Raw genomic sequence first — 18,275 nt, forward strand, 5'->3', positions numbered from 1 at the left:
TGTCAAATCCGTACACCATTTGACATAAGGACCCTTACTTAGCCGCAGCAGAGAAAGCAATAAGTGTCCGCACTTTAACAGATGCGACTGGATTAGCACCTAATCGTGGTTATTATCTGGCTGCTAAATCTTTTGCTGATAGCAATTTGGATACTCTGAAAACGGTTATTGATGAAGTCAAGAAAGTAAGCGACTGGACAAAAAATAATCCACCTGAAGTTGCTAAGTTACTATCACCTATATTAGGTATAGATGCGGCTGTTTTAGAAATAGCCGAAAAGCGGCGTGAATATGGTGTATTACCTCTAACAGATGAAATAATTACGAAACAACAAGAAGTTGCTGATGCTTTCTATAAGATCAAATTGATTCCTAAAGAAGTCAAGGTTAAGGAAATAGTTTGGCAAAATAATAAATAATCTGGTAATTGGTAATAGGAAAATTACTAATTATCAATTATTTCTAAAAATCTGCCTTTACTCTCTCTGCGTCTCTGAGCCTCTGCGTGAGAAAAAAATAAATCAAGGTAATTAAAAATGATCAAAGAAATAACACGCCGTGAATTTATCGCTACTGCTGCTTTAACAACTGGTTTTGCTTTAGCCGTACAACCTGTTTCTGCTAAAGTGATTACCACAGATACAAAAGGATTAATTGCGGGAGGGGTGAAAATTCCCGTTGAGGGTGGGGAAATTCCGGCATATAGAGCGCAACCAGAAAAGGGTGAAAATTTTCCTATTGTCTTGGTAATTCAGGAAATATTTGGTGTTCATGAACATATACAGGATGTTGTTAGACGCTTTGCTAAATTAGGGTATTTAGCGATGCCTGCGGCGGGCTAACGCCAACGCTCCCGAACTATTCATCCGTCAAGGTGATGTGTCAAAATTAAGCAATATTGACGAAATTCGCGCAATTGTATCCAAAGTTCCCGATACTCAAGTTCTATCAGATTTAGATAATATTGTTACTTGGGCTGTAAAATCAGCCAAGGGTAACGCTGATAAATTAGCAATTACGGGTTTTTGCTGGGGTGGTCGAATTACCTGGCTATATGCAGCATATAATCCCAATGTAAAAGCAGGTGTGGCTTGGTATGGAAGATTGGTAGGCAATGTAACCGAACTACAGCCTAAACACCCTGTTGATATTGCTTCTGAGTTAAAAGTCCCCGTGCTGGGACTCTATGGAGGTCAAGATACAGGTATTCCTGTGGACACAGTAGAACAAATACGAGAAAAACTCAAATCTAGTAGCAATAAATCAGAGATAATTGTTTATCCTGATGCACCTCACGCCTTTTTTGCCGATTATCGCCCTTCTTACCGCGAAAAAGATGCCCAGGATGGTTGGCAAAGACTCCAGGTATGGTTTAAACAGTATGGAGTGTGAGTTTCAATATTTCTAGAACTTACGCAGAAATTACGGATAAACGAACCGCAGAGGCGCAGAGGACACGGAGAAATAAGAGTTTGAGAGGTTTTGCGTAAGTCCGAATTTCATGTTTTGATAGTCAACCTATTTAAATACTAACTATGTCAGAAAATTATCGTTTTGAAACCCTACAAGTCCATGCTGGACAAGAACCTGCACCTGGTACTAATGCCCGCGCTGTACCAATTTATCAAACCACTTCCTACGTTTTTGATGATGCTGAACATGGAGCGCGGTTATTTGCTCTCCAGGAATTTGGTAACATTTATACCCGGATTATGAATCCGACAACGGATGTATTTGAAAAAAGAATTGCAGCATTAGAAGGGGGCGTAGCAGCTTTAGCAACTGCAAGCGGTCAAGCGGCACAATTTTTGGCAATAAGTACGATCGCTCAGGCAGGAGATAATATTGTTTCTACCAGTTTCCTCTATGGAGGAACTTATAACCAGTTCAAAGTTACTCTTCCGCGATTGGGAATAAACGTCAAATTTGTGGAAGGAGATGATCCAGAAAAATTCCGTCAAGCGATTGATGAACATACCAAAGCTTTGTATGTTGAAACCATTGGTAATCCCCAATTCAACATCCCAGACTTTGCTGTTTTAGCTCAAATTGCCCATGAAAATGGTATTCCTTTAATTGTAGATAATACCTTCGGTGCAGGTGGATATCTAGCACGACCAATTGAACATGGTGCAGATATTGTTGTAGAATCTGCTACTAAATGGATAGGTGGTCATGGTACATCTATTGGCGGCGTGATCGTTGATTCTGGTAAATTTGATTGGGGTAACGGCAAATTTCCCCTCTTTACCGAACCTTCCCCCGGTTATCATGGATTGAATTTTCAAGAAGTATTTGGGAAAGGTAGTCAATTTGGGAACATTGCCTTTATTATTCGCGCCAGAGTGGAAGGATTACGAGATTTAGGAGCAGCATTGAGTCCATTTAACGCTTTTCTATTACTGCAAGGATTAGAAACTCTTTCCCTGCGTGTAGAACGTCATGTAAATAATGCTTTAGAATTAGCTAAATGGTTAGAACAACAAGAGCAGGTAGCATGGGTTAATTATCCAGGACTTCCCAATCATCCATATCATGAACGAGCAAAAAAATATCTTCGACATGGCTTTGGTGGCGTTCTTAATTTTGGTATCAAAGGTGGATTAGAAGCAGGTAAAGCTTTCATTAGTAATGTGAAATTAGCTAGTCATTTGGCAAATGTCGGTGATGCAAAAACCCTTGTTATTCATCCTGCTTCTACAACTCATCAACAGCTAAGTGATAGTGAACAAATTTCGGCTGGTGTAACACCTGATTTGGTGCGGGTATCTGTGGGAATTGAACATATTGATGATATTAAGGAGGATTTTGAACAGGCATTTAAGAAGATTTCTGGCTAATATACCAAAAGAAAAAGATCCCCGACTTCTTAAATAAGTCGGGGATCTGGGAATCTATAGCTAATTGCTAATTTTATGAAATACTTAGACTTCATTTCATCAAAAAACCAGTTTTACCAATTGTCAGCACCATTTTCATTAGAATCTGGTGAAGTATTAATTGATGTTCAGGTTGCTTATCGCACTTGGGGAAAATTAAACGCAAACGGCGATAATGGAGTCTTAATTTGTCATGCTCTCACAGGTTCTGCTGACGCTGACGACTGGTGGGGAGATTTGTTTGGTTCAGGAAAAGTCTTTGATTCTGACCAGGATTTTATTGTGTGCAGCAACATTTTAGGAAGTTGTTACGGTACAACTGGAGCAACTTCTATTAACCCAAAAACAGAAAATATTTATGGTGGATCTTTTCCCCGAATTACAATTCGGGATATGGTTCACCTCCAAGCTGCACTATTAGAATATCTGGAAGTTAAATCTCTACGGTTAGCAATTGGTGGTTCGCTGGGTGGAATGCAAGTTTTAGAATGGGCTTTATTATATCCAAAAAAGGTGAGAGCGATCGCACCAATGGCATCACCTGGAAGACATTCAGCATGGTCTATTGGCTTGAGTGAAGCCCAAAGACAGGCAATTTATAGCGATCGCAATTGGCAAGGTGGGAACTATACAATTGATACACCACCAGTCCAAGGATTAGCGGTAGCGCGGATGATGGCAATGATTACCTATCGTTATTGGGAGAGTTTTTCAAATCGTTTTGGAAGGCAGCAGGATGAATCTAATCAGTTTGCAATATCCAGTTATTTACAATATCAAGGTCAAAAACTAATAGAACGTTTTGATGCTAATACTTATATTACATTAACTCATGCAATGGATAGTCATGATGTTAGTTGGAACAGAAAAGATTATCAATCAGTTTTGCAAAGTATTAAACAACCAACTTTAATTATCTCCATTGATTCTGATGTTCTTTATCCTCCAGTGGAACAACAAGAATTAGTAGATTTAATTCCTAATGCTCAACTGGGGTTGCTTAAATCAACTCACGGACATGATGCTTTTTTAATTGATATGGAAGCATTAAATGAAATCCTAGTCTCTTTTAGGAAAGAACTAGATGATGTGAATAAGAGTAAATATTCTTGAAGTTTACCGTAGATGTACAAATTTGCTGCTGCTTGGGAACAAGAAACAATAGTTTTTGGTGCTTCTCAACCTGGATATACTGATCATCAGGTATATGATTGGATTGAGTTTATGAAATCCCACAACATTCAGCGAGTTTACTGTTTACTTAGTGAAAAACAACTAGCTAATTATGCTCATCTTTTAGATATATATCAGCAAGAATTTGGTAATCAACAAGTTTGTTGGACACCAATTGAAGATTTTCATTTATCTGATTTAGAAACACTCACACAGAAAATACTGCCTTTTTTAATCACAGCAAATCAACAAAATGAAAAAGTAGTTGTGCATTGTGCTGGTGGAATTGGTCGCACTGGACATATATTAGCAGCGTGGTTAGTTACTGTGCGGGGATTTTCTAATCAAGATGCAATTTCTGCTGTTATAAGAACAGGGAGAAATCCTCATGAAGCTGTAATGTTAAGTGAAAATCCGTTACAAGTTGCACGAGAATTAAATGTGCTGCTGAATAATTGTCGTCTAGCATTCTTAACTAATTGATGAATATTGCATTTGTATGAAAAATCAGCAATTTCTACACACTTTACCTTTGATAAAATAGGTGATTATCAAAATCATTGTAAAATTGCAAACGAGCAGTTCCCACAACTAAATTATTCGTTTTCTCACCAGAGGAAATAACATGAACTCGAAATAGATAAATACCTTCACTGGTGGGATTATAAAAAGGTTTTAAACCGATAGTAATTGTTTGATTTGCAGAAACTGGTTTATCAAAAGTAGCAATGACAGTTTGTGGTTGAGTTGAACTTTTGCTTAGTGTAATACCTATCTTTTCTTTTTGTCCACTTGCTTCTACGAAAGCAAAACTGTCTTTCTGACTGAATTTAATATTTTCTACACCTTCTATTTGTGTTAAAACAACCTGTTGCAGTTGCCAATTAGCCAGAGATTCTGGTAATTTGATTGTAAAATAATAAGTTGCATCCCAAGAACCTGTTTGATTGTAACTTGTTTTGGCAGTTAACAACGGTTTTGGTGTTATCCCGTAGGTAGTAGGCACAGATAATAAAAATATTCCTGTACTAATAGCTAGAGTTTTACAAAGAGTTTTAAAGTTGTTCATGTTTTTAGGATTTGATATTTTAAATAGGTTTTTCTATTGCATTACATCCTTTTAGTTTAGCAAGTGGAACTTATTAATGATTACAATACTGTTTGGTTAAGAGTTTTTGTAGGTTGGGTTAGAGGATGTTTTAAAAGTTTTCAATGTATAAATTAACCCCTCTCCAAACCTCTCCCCGAAGCGGGGTGAGGCTTTGAAACCCCCCTTACCTCGTAGGGAAGGGGGGTAGGGGGGTTAGGTTTTTGGAGATTATTGGTTTTATTTAATACTTTTCAAACACCCTCTTGAGCGACAGCGCAACCCAACAAACGTCCGTAAATGTTGGGTTTCCTAATGTCAACCCAACCTACCTGATTTAATGTTTTTAGATTATGACAAGTATAGGTTGTTTGAAAAATGGTTCTAATTGCATGATTAACTCCCTAATAATCAAAATGAATTAAATTGAGTGTTGGGTTAACCAAGCTTCTAAATCAGCAACACTAGAAAAGTCTAATAATGCCTCTCCTAAGTTTTCTAACTGTTCAATTGATAATCCTGTAATTCGCTCGATTAATAACGCATCAATTTCCCCAATCCGACGATGTAGTAGACGCAGTATTAAGTTTTTTTCTCCTTCTTGCTTTCCTTCTTGCTTTCCTTCTTGTCTTCCTTCTTCTTTAGCTTGTTCTCTATTTCTTTGATAAAGTGGTTCTAGTCGCATAATTAACTCCCTATCATCTGTTTCTAGTTCTTGATTTACTCTCAAATTTTCGCGCAAGTTGTAAACTAATTCCAGGGTGGCTTTTTGGTATGGGTGATCTAATGGTAACGCCTGCAACTCGATAATTGCTTGTGATTGTACGCTTCCCCTACCCAAAAGCCTCAACCATAAAGTCTCCGGTGTTTGTGGTAGTTGGTGTATTGCCACAATTGCTGTTCGCAAGGCATCTGCTAAAAAATGTACTCCCGATAACCAATCTTCTTTTTGGACAGTTCCAAAGCTAGATAAACGAGTTTCAGATATGGTGGGGGTTAAAATCCACAATTTAGGAATTTCTGACTCCTGAAGTTTGATTTTATTGGCTTTGGCTTCTCGTCGCAATGAAGCCTTGACTTCTAATAATTTGAGAATACAGTCGCAGATTTCATCGCTAGAAGCTGGATTGCGGTATGGTTCTATTATTGCAGGATTTTCGGCAAGTCTTCCTAGTAAGCCCAGTATTTGTAATTTAGAATTTTGTTGTTTAGCAGGTGTGAATAAAACATCTATTTCTTTAATTTCTCCTGAGACTTTTTCTGATGCTTTGACTTCTCCGTAATCTTTCAATAGCTCTTCTAGATAGTCTTTGGCAAATTTATCATGTATAAACCTAGTCATTAAATTTTAATTTTGAGTAAAATCTGGGAAACAATTTGGACTTCTATTATATAGCAGTTATGAATTTTCCGTAAGAGGATGTTTGAATTTTTTTTTGTGTTGTATTCAATACTTTTAGATCCCCGACTTCTTTGAATGATGTTCATTATTTACAAAAAATTTAATTCAGAAGTCGGGGATCTTTCTTACCTGGCTGAACTTATATTCATTATTTGTTAATTTTTCTGATTAGCTCCATAGTATCTTGATAGTTTGTTTCTTTACCTTCTTTTTTATATATATTTGCGGCTGTTTGAAAATCTTTAATTGCACCCCGCTTATCTCCTAATACATTACGGACATCTGCTCGGTTGTGATAAGCTAAGGCAAAATTAGGATCAATCTTGATAGCCTTAGTATAATCATCAATTGCACCCTGCTTATCTCCTAATTCAGAACGGGCATTTCCCCGGTTGACATAAGCATTTACATAATTGGGATCAATCTTAATAGCCTTAGTATAATCATCAATTGCACCCTGCTTATCTCCTAATTCAGAACGGTTATTTCCCCGGTTATAGTAAGCATCTACATCACTGGGATGAATCTTGATAGCCTGAGTGTAATCATCAATTGCACCCTGATTATCTCCTAATTTAGAACGGGCAACTCCTCGGTTGTTGTAGGCTGGGGCATTCTTAGGATTAATCTTGATAGCCTGAGTGTAATCATCAATTGCACCCTGCTTATCTCCTAATTCATAACGGACAACTCCCCGGTTGATGTAGGCATAGGCATTGTTAGGATTCATCTTGATAGCCTGAGTGTAATCATCAATTACTCCTTGCTTATCGCCTAACTCAAAACGGGCATTTCCCCGGTTGAAGTAAGCATTTACATGATTGGGAGCAATCTTGATAGCCTGAGTGTAATCATCAATTGCACCCTGCTTATCTCCTAATTTAGAACGGGCATTTCCTCGATTATTGTAAGCATATACATAATTGGGATCAATCTTGATAGCATGAGTGTAATCATCAATTGCACCATGATTATCTCCTAATTTAGAACGGGCAAATCCTCGGTTGAAGTAAGCATTTACATAATTGGGATTAATCTTGATAGCCTGAGTGTAATCATCAATTGCACCCTGATTATCTCCCAATACATCACGGATATCTCCTCGATTGTAGTAAGCACAGGCAAAGTTAGGATCAATTTTGATAGCCTGAGTATAATCCTCAATTGCACCCTGCTTCTCTCCTAATATATAACGGGCAAGACCTCGGTTGAAGTAAGCACTTTCATTATTTGGTTTCAGTTGCAATACTTGAGTATAATAATCAAAAGCACCTTGATAATCTTCTTTCTCAAGACACTCATCACCCAAGCGAATATATTCGTCAGCTTCAGAAGATGTCAAACTTTCTAAATAGCTGCGTAAACCTCCAGAATAAAGCAATTCATCTATTCCCACCAAGGCTTTACCAGCAGACAAAGTAATCATATTTGTTGGTAAAAATCCCGCCAAAATCAGATTGTATTCAGCCTGAGCTTCGCTAACTTCCTCTTGAATTAAAATACAAACTAGAACTGCATTTTTTTCAATTTCTTCTGGGCTAATTGACCATTGAATTTTATCAAAATTGCCATTCCGGGCTTTAACCTGAATACCAATTGATGAGTCAGAAGTTAAGGTAAAATCAACTTTTCCATCACCACCAACGCGCTTTTCATAGTCAACTTCTGTCACAAAATCAGCTAAACGGGATTTAACAACTTCCTCACCCAACTTCCCCTTCATATTGTTGATAAAGTAATTTTGGGGATCATTTGGTTTATACTTTCTGATCATCTCCCAGCAAAAATTCCGTAATGGCTTTGATCTCTCATCAGAAATGACAGTTAATTCACTATGCTGGCCTTTTTCATCACAATGGAGTAATTTAGCAGATTTAAGTCTTTGAATAAAATCAGTCTGTTGTGCCTTGAGTGGTGTTGTCCAGTCCATATTGGTTTAAATAATCTATCCATAAGAATAGTATAGCGATCGCCTACACCAATTCTGAAAGCGATAGCGAAGCGCTCCGTAGAAATCGCTACTTCCCAATGGGTCTTGACTTTTAGAAGAAATATGTCAAACTAATATTTAGAGAAACTAACTATTTGAATAAGGAAGTAAATCCGACTCGTGACGAAACTTACGGGAAGAATAGAATCTGCGGAAATACCTGCACAAGTCCCAAAGTCATTAATATTGCAAACCTTGGAACTGACGCGCCGCTTTGAAAAATTTACAGCTGTTGATAACTTAAATATCTCCGTAACAGCAGGAGAGGTTTTTGGTTTACTAGGTCCCAACGGTGCTGGTAAAAGTACAGTAATTAAGATGTTAACTACCTTGCTACCAGTCAGTAGCGGGAAAGCATACTTAGCCGGTTATGATGTGACTCGTCAACCTGATGCAGTCAGAAGAGTCATAGGTTATGTACCCCAGGCTTTATCAGCAGATGGAACTTTAACAGGTTATGAAAATCTTTTAATATTTTCCAAATTGTATGATATTCCCCCTCGACGCAGAAAACAGCAAATTGCTGAGGTACTGGAATTTATGGGTTTGGAAGATGCTGCACATCGCTTAGTGAGAACCTTCTCTGGAGGAATGATTCGTAAGTTAGAAATTGCCCAAGCCATTTTACATCAACCCCAAATCTTATTTCTAGATGAGCCAACAGTGGGATTAGATCCAGTTGCAAGAACCCAAGTATGGCAACTTGTGCAGCAACTCCGTAGAGAGTACGGTACAACTATCTTTTTAACTACCCACTTTTTAGAAGAAGCGGATCATCTTTGTCATCGAGTGGTGATTATGAATCAAGGTAAAGAAATTATCACTGGTTCACCTTCAGAATTAAAAGCTGTCATAGAAAAACCAGACGCAACCTTAGATGATGTCTTCATCCACTACGCAGGAAATCAATTAGTATCAGGAGTGAGTTACAGTGAAACTGCAAGAACTAGACGTACCTCTCAACGATTGGGTTGAACCGAAATATAATCGCCCCAAGGGGATTTTTTCTAATATTAAAGAACTATTTACTAAAACCCTGATAATTACTGAATTGGAAGTGCGAAAACTCCGCCATGATCCTAGTGATTTAGTGATTCGGGCTGTACAACCGGCTTTATGGCTGCTGATATTTGGGCAAGTATTTACTCGGACTCGTGCTATCCCTACAGGTAATTTACCTTACTTGGATTTTATGACTCCCGGTATTCTGGCTCAAAGTGCGTTGTTTGTCGCTATTTTTGCTGGGGGAATGACATTAATTTGGGAACGGGATTTAGGGATTTTGCAGAAATTCTTAGTTGCACCTATACCCCGTGCAGCGATTGTCTTGGGCAAAGCTTTTGCGGCTGGGATTCGTTGTTTTTCCCAAGTGGTGTTTATTTACATTTTAGCGATTTTGTTGGGTGTACATCTCAATCTCAATCCTTTGGCTTTTTTGCAAGTTGTACTGATTGTGTTTTTAGGTGCTGGTTGTTTTTGCACTTTTTCTTTAATTATTGGCTGTTTGGTGAAATCGCGGGAAAGATTTACGGGTATTGGGCAATTAATCACCATGCCGTTGTTTTTTGCCAGTAATGCCATCTATCCTATTTCCTTAATGCCAAGTTGGTTAAAGGTCATTTCCCACTTGAATCCTTTGACTTATGAAGTGGATGCTTTACGCGGTGCAATGCTGGCAAATGGCTCAAGTATTTATGGGTTTGGGTTAGATTGTACAATTCTCTTGCTAACATTAATAGGTTTAACCTACATCTGTGGCCGACTTTATCCACAGGTGGCAATGTAATCTGGAGAAAAACGGTCTTATGAGTTTGGATAAACCCTCTGAAGAATGTGCCGCTAGGGTGATGGAAACTGTCCCCTTATTGATGCGGTTTATCCGATCTGAAATGCGATCGCACAGTTCTGACTCTTTATCTATACCACAATTGCGATCGCTCGCTTTTCTGAATCGCAATCCTGGTGCTTCCTTGTCTGAGGTAGCAGATCATCTCGGAGTTACCTGTGCTACAGCATCCACAACTATAGAAAAATTAGTCCAACGTAATCTGGTGCAACGGACAGATAATCCTCAAGAACGACGACGAGTAGTCCTGAATTTGACAAGAGAGGGAAAACTGCTTTTAGAGCAATCTCAGGAAAAAACTCGCGGGGAAATTGCGGAAATTCTGGAGAGTTTGACACCAGAGCAGGTATCACAAATTGAATCAGGCTTGACTCTACTAAAAAATGTCTTCGAGCAAACAGAAACCAACTCACCATAACAATAAGGCTGCACAACACGATCCTTTTGCAGCCATGAGATTTCGAGATTATCGGCTATTTACCATTGGGCGTGTAGTCCTCTTCACAGGGGGACAAATGCAGACGGTAGCACTGGGATGGGAGCTATATGAGCGAACAAATTCAGCGATGGCCTTAGGTGGCATCGGGCTGGCGCAGGTTTTACCAATGATTGCCCTAACTTTGATTACGGGACACGTTGCTGATAAAAGCGATGCCAAAGGCGGGCAAAGCCAACGCAAAAAGATTACTTTATATTCAATGCTGCTATTAATGTTTTGTTCTCTAACTTTAGCGGCTATTTCCTATTATCAAGGTGCAGTTTTTCTAATTTATGCTTGCTTATTATTAACAGGTGTAGCTAGGGCATTTCTCAAACCTGCTGGTGATGCGCTGATGTGGCAGTTAATACCGATGAGTGCTTTTACTAATGCAGCGACTTGGAATAGTAGTAGTTTTCAATTAGCGTCAGTAATTGGGCCAGCTTTGGGAGGATTTAGTATTGCTCTGTTCAAGAATGCGACAGGAGTATATATATTAGCAGCGATCGCTGCACTTTCATGTTTTTTCCTCACCGCAGCCATTAAACCCCAAAAAACCAACTTTAAAAAAGAACCAATATCTTTAAAAACCCTAGCTGCTGGGGCTGAATTTGTTTGGAATAATCAACTCATTCTTGCAGCTATCACTTTAGATTTATTTGCTGTTTTGTTGGGTGGTGCAGTGGCATTATTACCCGTTTTTGCCAAAGATATTCTGCACGTTGGTCCTGTGGAATTGGGCTATTTACAAGCAGCACCATCAATAGGTGCATTAATTATGGCAGCATTGTTGGTATATTTGCCACCTATCCGCAAAGCTGGTCCGGCCTTACTTTGGTCGGTTGTCGGGTTTGGGATTGTGACAATTATTTTTGGTTTATCCCGTTGGGTGTGGCTGTCGTTGTTGATGTTGGTATTAAGTGGGGCGTTAGACAGCATTAGCGTGGTGATTCGTCATACTTTGGTGCAAATTCGTACTCCTGACCATTTACGGGGTCGAGTTGCGGCTATCAATAGTGTGTTTATCAGTGCTTCTAATGAGTTGGGGGGTTTTGAGTCTGGTTTGACTGCGGCTTTATTTGGTCCCGTGTTTTCTGTCGTTGGTGGGGGTATTGGGACGATTTTGGTGGTGGTTGCAACAGCCGTAATTTGGCCGGAGATACGGAAGTTGGGGGCGTTGCATGAGGATTTATAGGGGAAAGTATCTCACGCAAAGGCGCAAAGGCGCAAAGGAAGAAATGCGTTAATATTGTAAGATATATGTAGGAAATATAATTAGGGATCAGTATGTCGGCTAAAGATGTCTTTCATGAAGTTGTCAAAAAAGCTCTACAGAAGGACGGTTGGCAGATTACTCACGATCCCCTATCAATTAGTGTAGGCGGGGTAAATCTGTCTATTGATTTAGCCGCAGAAAAGCTGATTGCAGCGGAAAGAGAAGGAGAAAAAATTGCTGTTGAGATCAAAAGTTTTTTGGAGAGGTCGTCTGCAATTTCGGAATTTCATACAGCGTTAGGACAGTTTATTAATTATAGAGGTGCATTAAGAAGAAGACAGCCAGATCGTGTTTTGTATTTAGCAGTACCTTTAACAACCTATAAGACATTTTTTAATCTTGATTTTCCTAGAGATATGATTGAAGAGAATCAAGTCAAAATGATTATTTATGATGTAGAGAATGAGGTAATTGCAGAATGGATAAACTAACTAAATATCGCCAGCTTGTACAGCAGATTTTACAAGAATATAGCGAACAAAGACCTGCTAACGGGAATATAGAAGTTGAGACAATTTTTGATACACAACGTGACCATTATCAAATAGTTCATGTAGGTTGGGAAGGTCAAGAATGGATACATAGTTGTATTATTCATATTGATATTAAGGGTGAAAAAATTTGGCTGCAATGGAATGGTACTGAAGATGATATTGCAGAGAATTTAGTAGCTGTGGGAGTTCCAAAGGAGGATATTGTTTTGGGATTTCAATCTCCTTTTATGAGGAAGTTTACAGAATATGCTGTGGGTTAGGGAATTATTGATTGATTATCAATTAAGTCTATACCCTACCTTGGTAAGTATGGCGTTGTTGGTCAATTTCTGCAAATATTTCTGTTAAATCTGGTTGATTTTTCCACGCACCAAATAATTTATTTAATTTAGCTAATTTCTCTTCTTCTGTTAAATGTATTTTTGGTTCTGGTATTTGCTTTTCAATAAATTCTAAGTCAATTATTATTTCTGTTCCATCTGGAATGTTATTTAGTTGTTCTAATAGCTCAATATTTTGACCGCGTTTTATTCTTCTAACCTTCATATTGATTTATCCTCATAATTGTAGCGACCTGCAATTATAAATGCCCAAACCTGCAATCAAGACATTTTCAAACCAGGATTAAATGCAACTATAATTACACTTCAGCCAGAATTAATTGCAACTGAACCAGGATTAAATGCAACCAACCTGCAATCATCGCTTTCAGCCAGGATTAATTGCAACTATAAATATTAACATTTTTATCGCAGTTTCAATCCGCTCAAAGTGGCAGTCCCGCCGCCAACATTTGCTCGTGTAATTCACGAGAGCGCGCTGGGTCAAGTTGTCCGCGAAACAGCAATTTAATTTCCGCTGGTTTGGCATTGAACTGTTCCGCCAAACCTCTGACATCGTAGCCATGCCGGGTTAAGGTGGGTTCCAAATCGTCAATTTGCTTAGATAAAACCGACTCAATAATCGCTGTGGTAACTGTTTTTTCTCCAAAAAGATATGCAGCCTCGAAAGCTAGTGTCAAATGTTGCTCGATTTGCAATGGTGTCCTCAGCCGCGTGGCAAGTAAGTCAATAGCATCCGGTTCCAATATGTCACTTATTTGAGTATCTTCAGTAGTACATTTAGATACCAACCATTCAATATATTCTTTTTGACTACCAACAATACCCTCCAAAGAAAAGACTGTTGCCCGATAGCCAATTTCTTCCATAGTTGGACGGCGTAAATCATTTTTCAGCTTAGGATGACCAGCTAACACCACAGAGAGCGTACCACCACCGTCTTCAACTACCTCAATTAAACGTTTGAGTCCTGTGAGCGTACTGTAATGTAAGTCGTGAGCCTCATCTACAAACAACGCCACAGGCTTTTTACCTTTTCTAATCAGGTCACGCAGTTCCCGCTCCCGTTTTTCCCCAAGTGCAGGAATTTTAATTTCCTTATCTGTTGATAAATCGTAAAATAAGGCAGCAATCAGTGTTGGCAGTGTCGCTCGGTTTTTATCAACAGAAAGCGATTTCGAGACTAAAATCTTGCCTTCTTTCTCCAAAACCTCAAATAAACGGCGTAAAGTCGTCGTCTTGCCACACCCGATAATTCCCGTAATGGCAACCAGCTTGCCTGAATGGATTGCGACTTTAATATCCTTAAACAATTGTTTTTGATGCTCTGTCTCGTAGTAACCAGCCTTACGAAACTCCCTGAGCAACCGAAAGTGTTCCATGACTTCAGTGAGCATTTTGTTCCTCTCCTTTATTTGAGCGGAAATATTGCCGCACTCGTTCAATAATCGCTTTTTTATTCAGAGTTTCAGCCAGCAGGGCATCAATGAATGTTAACTGTTCGGGAGACAATTTAGCCAAAGGTTTGGCCAGTTGTTCAGAAATCGCCCTTTTAGCAAACAATACAGTAGGATAAGTAAATTCTTGGTATGGGTCGGGGTCATTAAAAGGTGTAACAGTTGGCTCCAATTCCTTATATTTATCCACCAGAAATTGTAAGTCCGCGTTTTTGTCCAAGGCAGTCCGTGGCAAACCCAACTTTTTAGCTAAATTGGCAATTTTATCTGCCCGTTCTTCAGTTTTAGTTTTCTTAAATTTACGGTAGCGGTGTAAGGGGATAGGTCTGTCAACTGGATAAAATGGTCCGTAACGACGGTCTTCTTTCTCTACGTACAGTTCGTTGTCAAACAAACCCCACCATAGCACGACAGTTTCTCCTGCTAAGTCCGGTTCTACCCACGATGGCTGTTTTACGTGTTTTAAATCAGATGGGCTGAGGTCGAAATGCCAACATTCGTTGCTATACTCTGCTTGAAAACGCACCGCAGGCGGTTGCCTAGTCATGCGTTCTTGGTCATATCCCCACGTTTTTAAGTAATAATTGACAGTGCTTCTAGTTAACGCACCTTTATCTGGTTGGACAAAACCATCGGGTGTTTCCATCCCAAACTCCTCCAACAGTTCAATCGCTCGGACTGTGGAGATATGTCGCCCTTTCTTGTTACTAGTACGGATTTTCATGGCCGCGATTATCTCGCAGTAACGTTCCATTTCCGCCAGCGAAAGTTTTCTAGGCGTTCCGCTATCTGAGCGATTTATGGATTTTGGGCGTGATGAGTTACGCAAAGCGCGATATAGTGTATCTGTTGACACTCCGTATAATGCTGCTGTCTCTTCGATGAGAATTCGCCGCTCTTGACAACGGCTGGGCAATCCGTCGAGGCGGTGGCGTAAATTAATAAGTGCCTCTACAGGGATTTGCTTATGTACCATGTTCAGTTTTTATCTCTGCAATATAGTTGTAGAGCGTTGGTTTGGAAATTCCCATTAACTTACATATTTCAATAATTGTGTATTGTTTTTCCGTATAAAGTCTTACTGCTAATTGACGTTTAGTTGGATCAAGGGCTTTTGGTCTACCTCCCCTATGACCACGCACTCGTGCTGCTACAAGTCCAGCCGTCGTGCGTTCACGGATGAGGTTGCGCTCAAATTCAGCCAATGCACCGAATAAATGGAAAATCAATCTACCACTGTTATTTGTGGTGGTGATGGATTCTTGCAAGCTAGAAAGCCCAATTCCTCGCTTATCCAAGGTTTCCATCATTAGACATCTCCGAAAAAGATCGTAGAGACGTTCCATGGAACGTCTCTACAAGGGTTTCAAGTCACGTACATTTAATTCTCGGAGATGTCTATTGAAATCAGATCTTTGAGTGACCTTCCCAAGCGGTCTAGTCTCCATACAACCAAAACATCACCAGTCCTTGCTACTTCCAATGCCAAGGAGAGTCCAGGTCGTTCTGCTTTTGCACCGCTGATTCGGTCGGAGTAAATTTTCTCGCAACCAGCCTGCTGCAAAGCATCCTTTTGCAGATTCAGATTTTGGTCATCTGTTGAAATTCGGGCATAGCCTATCAACATACTTTGAACCCCAACAAGTAAATAAACTCGTTACCTAACAGCATATATTGCCTTTGATATAATTACCGAGTTTCGTTACTAAACTTAATTCAGTTTTGGTTTTGTTTGATGGAAGTAATAGCGGTAAAAGAAACGACCGTTTTTTTACCTTTATAGTTGCATTTAATCCTGGCTGAAGTTCAAATAGTTTTGTTGATAAATTGGGGTGTTTTTTGAGCAAACTGGACAACTACCGTTTGACGGGACTTTCGGTCAGTTGCAATTAATCCTGGTTGAAAGCGATGATTGCAGGTTGGTTGCATTTAATCCTGGTTCAGTTGCAGTTAATTCTGGTTCAAATGAAATTATAGTTGCAAATAATCCTGGTTTGAAAATGTCTTGATTGCAGGTTTGGGCATTTATAATTGCAGGTCGCTACAGCTAGTAAAGCCTTAGAAATGATTGCTGATTACAAAGCTAACCGTAATGGGAACTACGTTAAAAAATTTCCCCTGACTGTGCAGGATGCAGACACATTACCAACGGTGGTTAAGGAATAGTTTAGAATCAGAGAATACTGATAAATAATTCATACAAAACAATATGAAAATATTGATTCTTGAGAAACACAAAACTTGATTTGATATTTGATTTTGTGTCTGAATAATAAATTTGTTCATCATAAACAGACAAAAATATCAAAAACTAGCTAGACTAGTTACAAGACTTCACCTATTATGATATGCAGGAAACAGCGACTCAAGTATTGATTCGTGTCTCTAAAAAATGGTATAGGATTCGGTATTTAGATCCTTATACCAGAAAGAGATTAATGTTATTATCAGAAGAAGAATTTGAAGTAGAACTTCAAGGGCTGCTTAAACCCGCAGCTTGACTTCTTTGATTTCACCATTGGCAACTTTTACGTAATCAATTAATTCTTTATATATTAAGGATTTATCCGCCCAGGGTGTTTCATCCCAAAAATTAATATTGCTACAACAAAACGCAAGAATATCAAATAGTTCGCTGTTGATTTTATTAACTACGGTTTCTTTTTGTTTGATTTTATTGATCTCTAAAATTGTTTGGTCAATGGCATCTTGAATGATTGGGTTTTTAGGTAAGCGTCTCAGTGCTTTTAGTTGTTCTTGCCTAGCAATCAATTCGGGGCTATCCTGTGTTTCTACATTTGAACTTGTAATTGCATATTCCTTAATTTCCCTGTGCCGTTCTACTAAGGTTTGATCCACTGCTGAAATAATATCTGGTAGATAGGTGCTAATTTTGTTGCTACAAAAATTATTTCCCATGTTTTCATGTTTTTTGCAACGGACTCTATATGTCGAATTTCGTTTCTTACAAAAACATTTATAGCCGCAGTCAGCGCAAATAATCTGCCCCGCTAGTGGGAAAATCTCTGTTTCCTTTTTTTCTCTACCGTAGCTGTATTTAGATTTATTTTCGTCAAGTTTTGCAACTATCCGTTTGAAGATATTTTCACTAATTAAAGGTTGGTGAGTATCTTCATGAATATCCCAATTCTCAGGTTTATTTAAATTGTCTTTGATATTGTAGGCGGTACAGCCTCTCAGTACAGGGTTTAAAAGCCAGTAACGCAGTCCGGCAGCAGTCCACTTGAGATGATAAGTTTGCAGTAAATATTGCGCCGTACTCCTCAATGTAGCCCCATCACCGAGGAAATATTCAATCATCTTGTGAGCGATCGCCCATTTACTAATTCCATTCATCTCAGATAAATCAGGAGCATACTTTTCATCCACGCGACAATACCCAAAAGGTGGACGGGGAGAAGCCTTTTTCTGCTCTCTAAAAAAGTTCATGCCATTTTTGATCCGATTAGCAAGTAGCCTAGATTCAAATTCAGCCAAACCAGCCATCTGATTCACAGAAAACCACCCAAAGGGGGAAGTTGGGTCAACGGGGGCATCCAAAACCGTGAGTTTGACCTTATACTCCTCAAAGATAGCGATCGCTTTGTGAATCCCCACCACGCTGCGTCCTAGTCGGTCAATTCTCGTACAAATGACTTCAGTGATTTTGCCTTGTTTGCACTGAGCAATCATTTTATTAAATTCTTTCCTCTTGTCGCTGCGACCGGACTCAACATCTGAGAAGATGACAATAGCACCAGCCCTTTCTACTCGTGCTGTTTGTTGCTCCAAAGCATTGCCTTCATCCTGTTCACGGGTGGAAACCCTCACATAACCTGCTTTCATGATCAT

20 protein-coding genes and 2 pseudogenes are annotated in these 18,275 nt (G+C 39.1%); 13 read left to right on the forward strand and 9 right to left on the reverse strand.

Annotation, left to right across the window (positions count from 1 at the left end; translation table 11 throughout):
• The first annotated feature begins 146 nt into the window (after window positions 1-146).
• The 5 genes and pseudogenes from FJR06_RS03165 to FJR06_RS03185 all read left to right on the forward strand — a co-directional run bounded on the left by FJR06_RS03165 (window position 147) and on the right by FJR06_RS03185 (window position 4,535).
• Window positions 147-419: a hypothetical protein gene (locus tag FJR06_RS03165; protein WP_254433052.1), complete on the forward strand. Its 273-nt coding sequence runs from the start codon at window positions 147-149 to the stop codon at window positions 417-419.
• A 120-nt stretch (window positions 420-539) separates the two neighbouring features.
• A pseudogene (locus FJR06_RS03170) lies at window positions 540-1,392 on the forward strand (dienelactone hydrolase family protein).
• A gap of 143 nt (window positions 1,393-1,535) precedes the next feature.
• On the forward strand, window positions 1,536-2,840 hold the full coding sequence (locus tag FJR06_RS03175; RefSeq protein ID WP_168650727.1) for an O-acetylhomoserine aminocarboxypropyltransferase/cysteine synthase family protein: 1,305 nt from the start codon (window positions 1,536-1,538) through the stop codon (window positions 2,838-2,840).
• Window positions 2,841-2,915: 75 nt separating this feature from the next.
• A complete protein-coding gene (gene metX / locus FJR06_RS03180; RefSeq protein WP_168650729.1) occupies window positions 2,916-3,992 on the forward strand; it encodes a homoserine O-acetyltransferase in 1,077 nt (358 codons plus the stop codon).
• A gap of 12 nt (window positions 3,993-4,004) precedes the next feature.
• Window positions 4,005-4,535: a dual specificity protein phosphatase family protein gene (locus FJR06_RS03185; protein WP_168650731.1), complete on the forward strand. Its 531-nt coding sequence runs from the start codon at window positions 4,005-4,007 to the stop codon at window positions 4,533-4,535.
• Between the two features lie 43 nt (window positions 4,536-4,578).
• Here the strand turns inward: FJR06_RS03185 and FJR06_RS03190 are convergent, their stop codons facing one another.
• The 3 genes from FJR06_RS03190 to FJR06_RS03200 all read right to left on the reverse strand — a co-directional run bounded on the left by FJR06_RS03190 (window position 4,579) and on the right by FJR06_RS03200 (window position 8,471).
• Window positions 4,579-5,121 carry a DUF2808 domain-containing protein gene (locus FJR06_RS03190; RefSeq protein ID WP_168650733.1) on the reverse strand — a complete coding sequence of 181 codons (543 nt, stop codon included), beginning with the start codon at window positions 5,119-5,121 and terminating at the stop codon, window positions 4,579-4,581.
• Between the two features lie 439 nt (window positions 5,122-5,560).
• Window positions 5,561-6,481: a DUF4351 domain-containing protein gene (locus tag FJR06_RS03195; protein ID WP_168650735.1), complete on the reverse strand. Its 921-nt coding sequence runs from the start codon at window positions 6,479-6,481 to the stop codon at window positions 5,561-5,563.
• Window positions 6,482-6,689: 208 nt separating this feature from the next.
• Window positions 6,690-8,471, reverse strand: a complete 1,782-nt coding sequence (locus FJR06_RS03200; RefSeq protein WP_168650737.1) for a tetratricopeptide repeat protein — start codon at window positions 8,469-8,471, stop codon at window positions 6,690-6,692.
• A 180-nt stretch (window positions 8,472-8,651) separates the two neighbouring features.
• On the opposite strand from FJR06_RS03200, the gene FJR06_RS03205 reads away from it, so the two are divergent.
• The 6 genes from FJR06_RS03205 to FJR06_RS03230 all read left to right on the forward strand — a co-directional run bounded on the left by FJR06_RS03205 (window position 8,652) and on the right by FJR06_RS03230 (window position 12,885).
• Window positions 8,652-9,506 carry an ATP-binding cassette domain-containing protein gene (locus FJR06_RS03205; RefSeq protein WP_168650738.1) on the forward strand — a complete coding sequence of 285 codons (855 nt, stop codon included), beginning with the start codon at window positions 8,652-8,654 and terminating at the stop codon, window positions 9,504-9,506.
• A complete protein-coding gene (locus tag FJR06_RS03210) occupies window positions 9,463-10,317 on the forward strand; it encodes an ABC transporter permease (RefSeq protein WP_168650740.1) in 855 nt (284 codons plus the stop codon). Before FJR06_RS03205 ends, FJR06_RS03210 begins: the two co-directional genes overlap by 44 nt.
• 19 nt (window positions 10,318-10,336) lie before the next feature.
• Window positions 10,337-10,795, forward strand: a complete 459-nt coding sequence (locus FJR06_RS03215) for a MarR family winged helix-turn-helix transcriptional regulator (RefSeq protein ID WP_168636886.1) — start codon at window positions 10,337-10,339, stop codon at window positions 10,793-10,795.
• On the forward strand, window positions 10,761-12,050 hold the full coding sequence (locus FJR06_RS03220) for an MFS transporter (protein WP_168650742.1): 1,290 nt from the start codon (window positions 10,761-10,763) through the stop codon (window positions 12,048-12,050). Before FJR06_RS03215 ends, FJR06_RS03220 begins: the two co-directional genes overlap by 35 nt.
• A gap of 92 nt (window positions 12,051-12,142) precedes the next feature.
• Window positions 12,143-12,562: a XisH family protein gene (locus FJR06_RS03225; RefSeq protein WP_168650744.1), complete on the forward strand. Its 420-nt coding sequence runs from the start codon at window positions 12,143-12,145 to the stop codon at window positions 12,560-12,562.
• Complete coding sequence (locus FJR06_RS03230) at window positions 12,550-12,885, forward strand: XisI protein (protein ID WP_168650746.1); 336 nt, start codon at window positions 12,550-12,552, stop codon at window positions 12,883-12,885. The genes FJR06_RS03225 and FJR06_RS03230 overlap by 13 nt, the downstream gene beginning before the upstream one ends.
• 28 nt (window positions 12,886-12,913) lie before the next feature.
• Here FJR06_RS03230 and FJR06_RS03235 read toward each other — a convergent pair whose 3' ends face one another.
• The 5 genes and pseudogenes from FJR06_RS03235 to FJR06_RS24640 form a co-directional block, all read right to left on the reverse strand.
• Window positions 12,914-13,171, reverse strand: a complete 258-nt coding sequence (locus FJR06_RS03235) for a hypothetical protein (RefSeq protein WP_168650748.1) — start codon at window positions 13,169-13,171, stop codon at window positions 12,914-12,916.
• A 220-nt stretch (window positions 13,172-13,391) separates the two neighbouring features.
• Window positions 13,392-14,363, reverse strand: a complete 972-nt coding sequence (locus FJR06_RS03240; protein WP_168650750.1) for an ExeA family protein — start codon at window positions 14,361-14,363, stop codon at window positions 13,392-13,394.
• Window positions 14,353-15,384 carry a hypothetical protein gene (locus FJR06_RS03245; protein WP_168650793.1) on the reverse strand — a complete coding sequence of 344 codons (1,032 nt, stop codon included), beginning with the start codon at window positions 15,382-15,384 and terminating at the stop codon, window positions 14,353-14,355. The genes FJR06_RS03240 and FJR06_RS03245 overlap by 11 nt, the downstream gene beginning before the upstream one ends.
• Window positions 15,385-15,388: 4 nt before the next feature.
• A pseudogene (locus FJR06_RS24200) lies at window positions 15,389-16,050 on the reverse strand (recombinase family protein).
• Window positions 16,051-16,229: 179 nt separating this feature from the next.
• Complete coding sequence (locus tag FJR06_RS24640) at window positions 16,230-16,352, reverse strand: hypothetical protein (protein ID WP_256369477.1); 123 nt, start codon at window positions 16,350-16,352, stop codon at window positions 16,230-16,232.
• A 102-nt stretch (window positions 16,353-16,454) separates the two neighbouring features.
• Here FJR06_RS24640 and FJR06_RS24645 point away from each other — a divergent pair, with 102 nt between their 5' ends.
• Window positions 16,455-16,589 (forward strand): hypothetical protein, encoded by a 135-nt coding sequence (locus FJR06_RS24645; RefSeq protein ID WP_256369478.1) that lies wholly within the window; start codon window positions 16,455-16,457, stop codon window positions 16,587-16,589.
• Between the two features lie 182 nt (window positions 16,590-16,771).
• Window positions 16,772-16,924, forward strand: coding sequence for a hypothetical protein (locus tag FJR06_RS03255; protein ID WP_160170653.1), 153 nt, complete (start codon window positions 16,772-16,774; stop codon window positions 16,922-16,924).
• Here the strand turns inward: FJR06_RS03255 and xisF are convergent.
• Entirely contained in the window at window positions 16,908-18,269 is a 1,362-nt protein-coding gene (gene xisF, locus FJR06_RS03260; protein WP_254434379.1) for a fdxN element excision recombinase XisF, read from the reverse strand. The genes FJR06_RS03255 and xisF overlap by 17 nt on opposite strands.
• Window positions 18,270-18,275 lie beyond the last annotated feature (6 nt).

It is taken from the genome of Dolichospermum sp. UHCC 0352 (genome assembly GCF_009711925.1).
In the GTDB taxonomy this organism is placed as follows: Bacteria; Cyanobacteriota; Cyanobacteriia; order Cyanobacteriales; family Nostocaceae; genus Dolichospermum; species Dolichospermum lemmermannii.

Coding starts and splice junctions, on each gene's coding strand:
- FJR06_RS03175 (WP_168650727.1), top strand. CDS start 1,536: ATGTCAGAAAATTATCGTTTTGAAACCCTACAAGTCCATGCTGGACAA.
- metX (WP_168650729.1), top strand. CDS start 2,916: ATGAAATACTTAGACTTCATTTCATCAAAAAACCAGTTTTACCAATTG.
- FJR06_RS03185 (WP_168650731.1), top strand. CDS start 4,005: ATGTACAAATTTGCTGCTGCTTGGGAACAAGAAACAATAGTTTTTGGT.
- FJR06_RS03190 (WP_168650733.1), bottom strand. CDS start 5,121: ATGAACAACTTTAAAACTCTTTGTAAAACTCTAGCTATTAGTACAGGA.
- FJR06_RS03195 (WP_168650735.1), bottom strand. CDS start 6,481: ATGACTAGGTTTATACATGATAAATTTGCCAAAGACTATCTAGAAGAG.
- FJR06_RS03200 (WP_168650737.1), bottom strand. CDS start 8,471: ATGGACTGGACAACACCACTCAAGGCACAACAGACTGATTTTATTCAA.
- FJR06_RS03215 (WP_168636886.1), top strand. CDS start 10,337: ATGAGTTTGGATAAACCCTCTGAAGAATGTGCCGCTAGGGTGATGGAA.
- FJR06_RS03220 (WP_168650742.1), top strand. CDS start 10,761: ATGTCTTCGAGCAAACAGAAACCAACTCACCATAACAATAAGGCTGCA.
- FJR06_RS03225 (WP_168650744.1), top strand. CDS start 12,143: ATGTCGGCTAAAGATGTCTTTCATGAAGTTGTCAAAAAAGCTCTACAG.
- FJR06_RS03230 (WP_168650746.1), top strand. CDS start 12,550: ATGGATAAACTAACTAAATATCGCCAGCTTGTACAGCAGATTTTACAA.
- FJR06_RS03235 (WP_168650748.1), bottom strand. CDS start 13,171: ATGAAGGTTAGAAGAATAAAACGCGGTCAAAATATTGAGCTATTAGAA.
- FJR06_RS03240 (WP_168650750.1), bottom strand. CDS start 14,363: ATGCTCACTGAAGTCATGGAACACTTTCGGTTGCTCAGGGAGTTTCGT.
- FJR06_RS24640 (WP_256369477.1), bottom strand. CDS start 16,352: ATGCAACCAACCTGCAATCATCGCTTTCAACCAGGATTAATTGCAACT.
- FJR06_RS03255 (WP_160170653.1), top strand. CDS start 16,772: ATGCAGGAAACAGCGACTCAAGTATTGATTCGTGTCTCTAAAAAATGG.
- xisF (WP_254434379.1), bottom strand. CDS start 18,269: ATGAAAGCAGGTTATGTGAGGGTTTCCACCCGTGAACAGGATGAAGGC.